General features: G+C 44.1%; 1 protein-coding gene and 1 tRNA gene. One reads left to right on the top strand and one right to left on the bottom strand.

Annotated elements, in window-relative coordinates; all coding sequences use genetic code 11:
• The first annotated feature begins 1 nt into the window (after position 1).
• A tRNA-Asn gene (locus tag R7D93_RS25055) sits at positions 2-77 on the top strand.
• 246 nt (positions 78-323) lie between these two features.
• Here R7D93_RS25055 and R7D93_RS25050 read toward each other — a convergent pair.
• Complete coding sequence (locus R7D93_RS25050; RefSeq protein WP_081007970.1) at positions 324-1,760, bottom strand: NAD-dependent succinate-semialdehyde dehydrogenase; 1,437 nt, start codon at positions 1,758-1,760, stop codon at positions 324-326.
• Between the last annotated feature and the right edge of the window lie 537 nt (positions 1,761-2,297).

Below are 2,297 nucleotides of genomic sequence, written 5' to 3'. Positions count from 1 at the left end.
TTCCTCCTTAGCTCAGTTGGTAGAGCGACGGACTGTTAATCCGCAGGTCGCTGGTTCGAGCCCAGCAGGAGGAGCCATATTAGAAGAAGCCGCATCACTTGATGCGGCTTTTTTGTATTAGTTTAAAGCTAAGCTCTCTCCTACTACCCACGAAATAACATAAGCGCTTTGATTATTAAAAACCGCTTACCGCAAGCTAACTATCGACTCACTAAGTAACCAGAAAATATTAACCACAAACGCGCGTGGCAAATGGTGTATCTTTCAACTAAAAAAAGCCAGGTAAAAACCTAGCTTTTTAATTCAATCGGCCATCTCTGAAATCAGCTTAAACCACCAAGACAAATATACTTTGTCTCCAGATATTCATCGAGTCCTTGCTTAGCACCTTCCCGTCCAACACCCGACTCTTTAACTCCACCAAATGGAGCCACTTCAGTAGAGATGATCCCTTCATTAACTCCAACCATGCCGTACTCTAAACCTTCACTAAAAGCCATAATACGCTTCAAGCTATTCGTATAGAAATAGCAAGCCAAACCATATTCTGTATCGTTCGCCATTTCGAGAACTTGATAATCATTTTCAAAGGTAACAATAGGCAACACAGGCCCGAATAGCTCTTGCTGAACAATCGACATATTCTGCGTCACACTATCCAAAAGAACGGGCTCCATAAAGCGACCAGGCCGTCTCTGTGGAGAGTTAGCAATAGAGGCTCCTTCTTGTACAGCTTGATCGATCACCGCCTCTAGTCGATGCTTAGAGGCCATCGTAATAACAGGACCTAATGTGACACCTTTCTCTAAACCATTTCCAAGCTTTAATTTGCTTAACTTCGACAATACTTTATCAATAAAAGCTTGTTTTACATTTTTATGAACATATAGCCGATTGGTACAAACACATGTTTGCCCTGCATTACGGAACTTCGACGCGACAAGCCCTTCCGCAGCCTCATCTAAGTCTGCATCTTCAAACACGATGAAAGGCGCATTACCACCCAACTCCATCGACACCGCCTTGACTGAATCACTGGCTTGCTTCATCAAAATTTTCCCAACGCGCGTAGACCCCGTAAAAGAGATCTTCTGAATCCTAGGATCAGTACTTAGTACTTGACCAAACTCAGCAGCCTGCTCCGACACCACGACAGAAAGCAGTTCTTTAGGGATACCAGCCTGATAAGCTAATTCAACAACAGCAATTGCAGTGAGAGGGGTAAGCTCTGATGGCTTGATCAACATGCCACAACCTGCCGCTAGGGCTGGTGCTGCTTTTCTTGTAATCATCGCAATAGGGAAGTTCCAAGGTGTAATTGCAGCGCATACTCCCACAGGCTGGCGAATTGCAGATAGACGTCTATCTGTCGTGGGGGCAGGAATAACTTCGCCATAAGCACGTTTTGCTTCTTCTGAGAACCACTCGACAAAAGAGGCACCATACATCACTTCCCCTTTGCTCTCAGCTAAAGGTTTACCCTGCTCTAAGGTAATAATCGTGGCTATGTCTTCTGCATTATCAAGAAGTAGTTGATACCACCCCCTCAAACGACGAGAGCGCTCTTTGGCACTTAATTTAGCCCAACGGACTTGCTCCGTTTTGCACTGACCAATGAGATCATCTAACTCATCAAGAGTACTAGGCTTTAACCGAATTAACTCTTGCTCAGTTGCAGGGTTGATGACCACAATTCCCTCTTCGGAAGACCATTGCTTAAATACAGATTTCAGCGTTTCATTTTTTATTTGTTGCATCATCAAACATACTCCTCAAGAACTCCTCTTAGGTTAATCGCTACTAGCAAGTTCAGCAAAGAAAACAAAGTTTTCTAAAAGGCATTAATTTTCGGAAGACTTAGATCTCTTCCTCACTATATTTCGGGAAATTGCGTAATCCACGCAACGACGGTCCCGCTCTAAACATGGAAGCAATGAATGTTTGAGAAATAAGATGTAGAAAATTATTGTTTAAGAGAGACGCTAACAAAACGCGCAGTGAGGAAGACTATTCATTCTACTACGGTTGAGGGCGAGTGTTATAAAGACTCATTGTTCAAATGACCAATCTTTCAACGAGGACATAATACAAACTCGGAGTAATTGGAAGTGCAGGCAGCAGGCCCATCTTCCTGAGAAACTCATGTGCCAAAAGGGTAAAGAAAGTCGTATTGTCTCGCCTTCAATGTGTAAATGCATTTCTAGGGGACACGACCAAACGAAAAAGCCCCAGTCTTTCGACTGGGGCTTAATATAAGTGGCGGAGTGGACGGGACTCGAACCCGCGACCCCCGGCGT

The organism is Vibrio sp. YT-15 (assembly GCF_033337445.1).
In the GTDB taxonomy this organism is placed as follows: Bacteria; Pseudomonadota; Gammaproteobacteria; order Enterobacterales; family Vibrionaceae; genus Vibrio; species Vibrio alginolyticus.
Note: the sequence above shows the minus strand (reverse complement) of the source record. Positions and strands in the feature narration are given on the sequence as shown.